The organism is Micromonospora maritima (assembly GCF_902825405.1).
GTDB lineage: Bacteria > Actinomycetota > Actinomycetes > Mycobacteriales > Micromonosporaceae > Micromonospora > Micromonospora maritima.
In genome coordinates this window covers 1-6,155 of record NZ_CADEAU010000321.1, presented here as the reverse complement: position 1 = coordinate 6,155, position 6,155 = coordinate 1, and the positions used below count along the sequence as shown (strand labels likewise).

The following is a 6,155-nucleotide window of genomic DNA, read 5'->3' as shown; positions in this document are numbered from 1 at the left end:
CCGATCTAGACCCGCCGTCGTTCGGCCGCCGACCGGTCGAGCAGGTCGACGACCGGCACGCCGGCCGGCAGCGCGGCACCGAGCGCGGCAGCCCGGATCGACGGTTGCGGGTCGCGCGTGGCGGCGGCGATGCCGCCGGTGTCCCGGGCCACCATGGCCGCTATCAGGGCGAGCCGCCGTTCGTACGGGCCGCCGTGCCGCAGGTCGGCGCAGACCTGCTCACGGTCGGGCGCGGTGCGTGCCCACTCGGCGAGCCGGCGCGTCCGGTCGCGGTGGGGCAGGGGGTCGAGGGACGTCAGCAGGTTGCGGGCGGCGGAGGGCACGGCGCCCATTGTGCCGCCGCGTCGCGCGGTCCGTATGCCCGCCGACCCGGGGAACCGTCCCCGCAATTCCTATAGAAATTGCGGACTTTCAGCCTACTCCCAGGTTGTCGGGATTGACATTAATTGGACTGTCGGGGATATTCCTAGCGGCGCGTCGGGGCGCGGGCGGAGCAGGCAACGGCTGCGGATCCCACCTGCGCGACGCGCGCGGAAAACGCCGTGTTGCCCCTGTTCCGCAGGGTGCGGATTGGGTTTGGAAAAGTGATCAACCGCGCTGTCGAATTTGCCAAGCACAATACGCCGAATTCCATGCGCGTCGCGGCCCGGCGGGCGCAGATGGACGCCCGCAACGCGCGAATGCGGCTCTCCGTCCCGGTGGCCGCCCGGAGCGAGTTCGACAACATCTTCCACTGCACGGTGCGCAAGACCGGCAGTCAGTGGATCAAGGCACTGTTCAGCGATCCGGCCGTCTACCGGCACTCCGGTCTGCTGCCCTACGACCCGCGCTTCTACAAGGGCGGCGCGACCGCGCCCGTTCCGGCCGGTCGGGTGGGCCTGGCCATCTTCCTCTCCCACAAGCGCTTCGAGACCGTCCCGAAGGCGGGCACGTACCGTGCGTTCTTCGTGATCCGCGACCCGCGCGACGTGGTCGTGTCGAGTTACTTCTCGTTGCGGAACTCGCACGCTCCGATGGGCGACATCCCGCAGGCCCGAAAGGCCCTCCAGGAACTGCCGAAGAAGGAGGGGATGCTGTACGTCATCGACCGCCTCCGCGACAAGAAGCAGTTCGGGCAGATGCGGTCGTGGGCGGTGGCGCCGCCGTCGGAGACGTTCCGCCTGTTCCGCTACGAGGACCTCACCGGCGAGGGGCAGGCGGAGGAGGTCGACCGGCTGATGCGCCACTGCGGGATCGTCCTGCCGCCGTCCGAGCTGGAGGCGCTCCTCGCCCGCTACAGCTTCACGAAGATGAAGAAGGACAAGGAGACCCCCGGGCGCATCTCCCACTACCGCAAGGGCACCGCGGGGGACTGGCGCAACCACTTCGACGACGACGTCTACGCCGCCTACACCCGCGCGGCGGGCGACCTCGCCGAGGTGCTCGGCTACCCCTCCCGGGACGGATCGACCGACAGGCGCAACGGTCAGGAGTCGGCCGCCCGGTAGCGCGACGACGGGACGACGGCTGCCGTACCCTCCTGCCGTGGAGCTGCGGTTCACCACCCGCCGGTCGGACTCCGCGTGGGTCGACACCGTCTGGACCTGCGCCAGCGACCGGGTCACGGAGATGACCTCGGTGGCGACCCCGTGCTGGGGGCTGGTCTTCTGGCAGCGCGACGGACGGGCGTACGCGAACATCTCCGGCCCGGAGACCGGCACCGGCTCGGCGCCGGTGCCGGAGGGCGCGACCTTCGTCGGCATCGAGTTCGCCGTGGGCACGGCGCTGCGGACCGTCCCCACGCCGGCGCTGGTCGACCGCGGCGCCGAGCTGCCCGACGCCACCCGCCGCACGTTCCGGCTCGACGGAGGCCGGTGGGAGACGCCCGGCCCGGACGACGCCGAAGCCCTGGTCGACCGGCTCGTACGCGCCGGTGCGGTGGTCCGTGACCCGCTGGTCGCCGAGGTGCGCCGCGGTGACCCCGCATACGCCTCGCCGCGCACCGTGGAGCGCCGGTTCCGGGCCGCGACCGGGCTGACCCAGGGGGCGGTCCGGCAGATCGAGCGGGCCCGCGACGCCGCCGCGTCGCTGGCCGCAGGCGTCCCGGTCGCCGAGGTGGTGGTGCGGCTCGCGTACGTCGACGAGCCGCACCTGGCCCGCGCGCTGCGCCGCTACGTGGGGCGCACGGCGCGACAACTGCGCGCGGGCGACGGCGGCGCGATCGCCCTGGACCTGGGTCAGCGGGTGACGTCGTAGACCAGCTTGACGATGCCGTTCGGGTAGGTGGCGGAGTCCCGCAGCCGCAGCATCTGCTTGTCCCGGTCCGCCTGGCTGAACAGGCTCTTGCCGGCACCGAGGAGCACCGGGAAGACGAGCAGGTGGTAGCGGTCGATCAGGCCGGCCTCCGACAGGCGTCGGGCGAGTTCCGCGCTGCCGTGGATGAACACGGCGCCGCCCTCGCTCCGCTTCAGCGCGGCGACGTCGTCGGTCGAGCGCAGGACCGTGGTCGGACCCCAGCCGTCGACCAGGGCGTCCTCGGCCAGGCCGGTGGAGACCACGTACTTCGGCAGCTCCTTGTAGGAGGCGTGGTCCTCCGAGTCGCGCCAGGTCGGCGCGAACGCCTGGTAGCTGCGCCGGCCGAACATCAGCGCCGTGGTGTCCGCGAGCTCCTCACCCTTGAGCGAGAAGGCCTCCGGCGAGAACTCGATGTCCTCGACCACCCACCCGCCGCTGCGGTGTTCCTCACCCGGCCCGCCGCCGGGGGAGTCCACGACGCCGTCCAGGGACATGAAGCCGGTGTACACAAGATCACGCATGCGGCCCATGCTAGGAAGCGGCGCACCCGGCTGTCTTGTACGGAAACGACAGTCGCGTGCCAGGATCCGGGGCGTGAAACGTGACCATCTCGCGCGTCAGGTCGTGGCCACCTCCCGACTCACCGGTGACTTCACCCTCCGGTCCGGCCGGGTGGCGCACGAGTACTTCGACAAGTATCAGTTCGAGGCCGACCCGGTGCTGCTGGACGCGCTCGCGGAGCAGTTGGCCGCCCTGGTCCCGGACGGGACCGAGGTGCTGGCCGGCCTGGAGATGGGTGGCATCGCGGTGGTGACCGCGCTGGGTCGCCACACCGGCCTGCCCTGCGCGTTCGTGCGCAAGGCGGCGAAGCCCTACGGGACGGCCCGCCTGGCCGAGGGGGCGTCGGTGGCCGGCCGGACCGTGCTCGTGGTCGAGGACGTGGTGACCTCGGGCGGTCAGGTGGTGCTCTCCACCCGGGAACTGCGCGACCTGGGCGCCCGGGTCGACGCCGCCGTCTGCGTGATCGACCGTCAGGAGGGCGGCGTGGAGGCGTTGGCCGCCGAGGGCATCGCGTTGCACGCGCTGCTCACCCGCGCGGACCTCGACGGGACCGGACGGGCGCCGGCGCCGTGACCCCGGGCGGACGACCAGACGCGTCCGGCGAGGGGGCCGGCGGCCGGCGGCCGGCGTGGGCCGGTGGCTTCCGGGCGCTGGTCGGGGGCGGGATCGCCGTCGCGGTCGCGCTGGTGATCCTCGCCCCGGTCCTCGACCCGCGGGACTGCCCCAACTACGGCGGGAGCGGAAACGCCAGCGCCTTCGGCGACGAACGGTTCGACGTCGGGTTCCTGCTGGTGCTGCTGGTCTGGCTGGTGGCCGTCCTGGTGGAGCAGGCGCTGCCGGTGGCCTGGCGGGGCCGGGGCGCGGGGGAGGTGGCGCTGCGGGCGGTCGCCGCCGTGCTGCTGGCCCTGGTCGTCGCCTGTTGCCTCGCCGCGAGCCTGCTCACGGTCTGTCACTGAGGCGGCCCCGCGCCGCCCTGGTCGGGCGACACCGGTCAGGGCAGCGGCACCACGTAGGAGTCGACCCGGGCGATGAGACCGTCGCGGAAGGTGAACAGGTCGTTGAAGGCGAAGCGGAACGGCCCGTGGTCGACGCTGACCCCCCGGCCCTCACCGGCGGCCACGACGACCGGCCCGTCCTCGTGCACGCGGTGGATGTCGAGTCGTGGCCTGCCGGTGAAGGCCGGGTTCTCGATCTCGCCGTCGAACTCCGCCCGGCCTCGGGTGGTGCGGTGGCCGTGGATGACCCACTCCACGTCCTCGGTGAGGGTCGCGAGGACACGCGGGTGGTCGCCGGCCCGGAAGCCCGCGAAGTATTCGGCGACCAGGTCACGCTGGCTCGGCTGGGACATGGTCGTCACCCTTCCGGGATGGCTCGTCGTCCCGCAGGTGGGCGGCGAGGGCGTCGAGGATCGAGGCGAGCCCGTCGGCCGCCTGGTCGGTCCGGAGCTCGAGGGGTAGCCGTCGCTGGTGGACGGTGAGATCGGTGCCGTCGCCGGCGGGCCGGATCGCGACGGTCGTGCGCAGGCCGGTGACCGGCTCGTCGAAGACGAGTTCGTGCGGCGGGGTGAGGCTCACGTAGACGAAACGCAGGCGTCGGGTCCGGCCGTCCGGTCCGCGGGTGTCCAGTGCGAACTCCCCACCGGGACGCGGGTCGACCGTCACCGAACCGGGTGGCACCGTGGCGTGCGAGCCGCCCCAGAACGCCGCGATGCTCGCCGGCGAGGTGAAGGCGGCCCAGACCCGGTCGGGCCCGGCGGTGAGGCGACGGCGGGCGATCAGCTCGTCGTCGTGTCGCTCGGCGCGGGCGGTCATCGCGTTCCCCTCCGTCCGCTGAGGTGCTCGTCGAGGGCGTCGAGCCGGTCGTTCCAGGCCCGGCGCTGGTCGTCGATCCAGGAGCCGAGCAGCGCGAGCTGGTCCACGCGGAGCCGGCAGGGCCGCCGGGTGCCCTCGCGCCGTTGCTCGACCAGGCCGCAGCGCCGCAGCACGCCGACGTGGTGGGAGATCGCCTGCGGCGTCAGGTCGAACGGCTCGGCCAGCTCGCCCACGGTGGCGTCGCCGCGGGCGAGTCGGGTGACAAGCGCGCGACGCACCGGATCGCCGAGGGCGGCGAAGGCGTGGCCGAGGTCCGGCGCCGACGTGGTGAAGGAAGAGGGCATGGCGTCACCGTACAGCAAGCGTACGTTTGCGCAAGCAGTTGTTTTCCAATTGAGGTGGGCATGCCGTGGGGCGACGTCGGCGCGTTGGACCAGGAGGCGCCGGTTTCGGGCGCAGCAGCATCGGGCAGGTCGAGGGGGGACGGGCGTGGAAGGGAGGCCGAGGTGACGGAACCGGGACGCCGCAACCGGCTGCTGCCGGGTCTGCCGCTGCTCGCCACCGCGCTGCTGGTCGGCGCGTGCGCCGACGGCGGGGCCGGCGCGGGGCAGGACCCGACCGCCACGCCTGCCCCGGCCCCGACGACCACCGGCACGCCCTCGCCCCCGTCGTCCGGCCGCGGTCCCGTGACGATTCCTCGGTCCGCGTTCGTCGACCTGCCACCGGAGCTGCGCAAGAGCGCCTCGCAGCCGATGGAGGTGGCCGACGCCCTGCCCCGGTTGTGCGCCGAGGAGTTCGCCAGCGGCGGCCGGTCGGTCACCGCGAGCGCCGCCATGACCGCCATCTACAAGCAGCCGAAGGACCGGCCGGAGAACGTGCCCTACGGCACGCTCAACCAGACCGTCTTCGCGTTCGAGGGCACCGGAGCCGCGGACTACCTCGGTCGCGTCCGTGGCGCGCTCACGTCCTGCCGCAGCTTCCCGCAGTCGGGCCTCACCGTCACCGTCCGGTCGGAGCCGATGACGGGCGTGGGCGACGACGCCCTGCTGGTGACGCTGACCCGGCCGGCCACCGGCCTGGACGGCACCCGCACCGACGGCACCACCACCAGCCAGATCACGGTGGTCAAGGTCGCGGACGCGGTGTCCGTCGTGCACGACCAGGGCTGGGAGGGGACCAGCAACAACCCCGACCTGACCGACGACTTCGCCCGGGCCGCCGTCCGGAGCCTCGACTCCTGGCAGCGGTGACCCACCCCCGTCCGGCGATCCGGCGGACGGGCAGGTGCGCGACACCGACCACCAGCGCAGGGCCCGCCGCGGGGCGGACGGCCCGGCCCACGCCGGGCGAGAATGGGTCCCGCGGCCCGCGCCGCCGAGTGGAGGGAGTCCGCCATGGCCTTACGTCCGGACGTCGTCGTCCTCGGCGCCGGCGTGATCGGGCTCAGCACCGCCGTCCGGCTGGCGGAGGGCGGCGCCCGGGTCCTCGTCCGCACCGCCGCGCCGCCCG

General features: G+C 73.3%; 10 protein-coding genes. 5 read left to right on the top strand and 5 right to left on the bottom strand.

What is annotated here, in order from left to right; all coding sequences use genetic code 11:
* Positions 1-5 precede the first annotated feature (5 nt).
* Positions 6-323: a hypothetical protein gene (locus HUW36_RS23190; protein WP_174530111.1), complete on the bottom strand. Its 318-nt coding sequence runs from the start codon at positions 321-323 to the stop codon at positions 6-8.
* 261 nt (positions 324-584) lie between these two features.
* Here HUW36_RS23190 and HUW36_RS23185 point away from each other — a divergent pair, with 261 nt between their 5' ends.
* Positions 585-1,487 carry a sulfotransferase domain-containing protein gene (locus HUW36_RS23185; protein WP_174530110.1) on the top strand — a complete coding sequence of 301 codons (903 nt, stop codon included), beginning with the start codon at positions 585-587 and terminating at the stop codon, positions 1,485-1,487.
* A gap of 37 nt (positions 1,488-1,524) precedes the next feature.
* The gene (locus tag HUW36_RS23180; protein WP_174530109.1) at positions 1,525-2,235 is read left to right on the top strand and encodes a helix-turn-helix domain-containing protein; all 711 of its coding nucleotides are present in this window, start codon (positions 1,525-1,527) and stop codon (positions 2,233-2,235) included.
* Here HUW36_RS23180 and HUW36_RS23175 read toward each other — a convergent pair.
* Positions 2,217-2,795: a dihydrofolate reductase family protein gene (locus HUW36_RS23175; protein WP_174530108.1), complete on the bottom strand. Its 579-nt coding sequence runs from the start codon at positions 2,793-2,795 to the stop codon at positions 2,217-2,219. The genes HUW36_RS23180 and HUW36_RS23175 overlap by 19 nt on opposite strands.
* A 73-nt stretch (positions 2,796-2,868) precedes the next feature.
* On the opposite strand from HUW36_RS23175, the gene HUW36_RS23170 reads away from it, so the two are divergent.
* Together HUW36_RS23170 and HUW36_RS23165 are read left to right on the top strand one after the other, a co-directional pair.
* Complete coding sequence (locus tag HUW36_RS23170) at positions 2,869-3,408, top strand: orotate phosphoribosyltransferase (RefSeq protein WP_246248293.1); 540 nt, start codon at positions 2,869-2,871, stop codon at positions 3,406-3,408.
* On the top strand, positions 3,405-3,791 hold the full coding sequence (locus HUW36_RS23165; RefSeq protein ID WP_174530106.1) for a hypothetical protein: 387 nt from the start codon (positions 3,405-3,407) through the stop codon (positions 3,789-3,791). Before HUW36_RS23170 ends, HUW36_RS23165 begins: the two co-directional genes overlap by 4 nt.
* 35 nt (positions 3,792-3,826) lie before the next feature.
* Here the strand turns inward: HUW36_RS23165 and HUW36_RS23160 are convergent, their stop codons facing one another.
* The 3 genes from HUW36_RS23160 to HUW36_RS23150 are packed head-to-tail and all read right to left on the bottom strand — an operon-like array spanning position 3,827 to position 4,990.
* Positions 3,827-4,183 (bottom strand): nuclear transport factor 2 family protein, encoded by a 357-nt coding sequence (locus HUW36_RS23160; protein ID WP_174530105.1) that lies wholly within the window; start codon positions 4,181-4,183, stop codon positions 3,827-3,829.
* Positions 4,161-4,646, bottom strand: a complete 486-nt coding sequence (locus tag HUW36_RS23155; protein ID WP_174530104.1) for an SRPBCC family protein — start codon at positions 4,644-4,646, stop codon at positions 4,161-4,163. Before HUW36_RS23155 ends, HUW36_RS23160 begins: the two co-directional genes overlap by 23 nt.
* On the bottom strand, positions 4,643-4,990 hold the full coding sequence (locus HUW36_RS23150) for an ArsR/SmtB family transcription factor (protein ID WP_174530103.1): 348 nt from the start codon (positions 4,988-4,990) through the stop codon (positions 4,643-4,645). The genes HUW36_RS23155 and HUW36_RS23150 overlap by 4 nt, the downstream gene beginning before the upstream one ends.
* Before the next feature lie 162 nt (positions 4,991-5,152).
* Between HUW36_RS23150 and HUW36_RS23145 the strand changes: the two genes are divergently transcribed.
* Positions 5,153-5,896 carry a hypothetical protein gene (locus tag HUW36_RS23145; RefSeq protein WP_246248292.1) on the top strand — a complete coding sequence of 248 codons (744 nt, stop codon included), beginning with the start codon at positions 5,153-5,155 and terminating at the stop codon, positions 5,894-5,896.
* Positions 5,897-6,155 lie beyond the last annotated feature (259 nt).

Bases quoted from the DNA above. Each gene is read 5' to 3' on its own strand.
- HUW36_RS23160 (WP_174530105.1), bottom strand. From the start codon at position 4,183: ATGTCCCAGCCGAGCCAGCGTGACCTGGTCGCCGAATACTTCGCGGGC.
- HUW36_RS23150 (WP_174530103.1), bottom strand. From the start codon at position 4,990: ATGCCCTCTTCCTTCACCACGTCGGCGCCGGACCTCGGCCACGCCTTC.
- HUW36_RS23155 (WP_174530104.1), bottom strand. From the start codon at position 4,646: ATGACCGCCCGCGCCGAGCGACACGACGACGAGCTGATCGCCCGCCGT.
- HUW36_RS23175 (WP_174530108.1), bottom strand. From the start codon at position 2,795: ATGCGTGATCTTGTGTACACCGGCTTCATGTCCCTGGACGGCGTCGTG.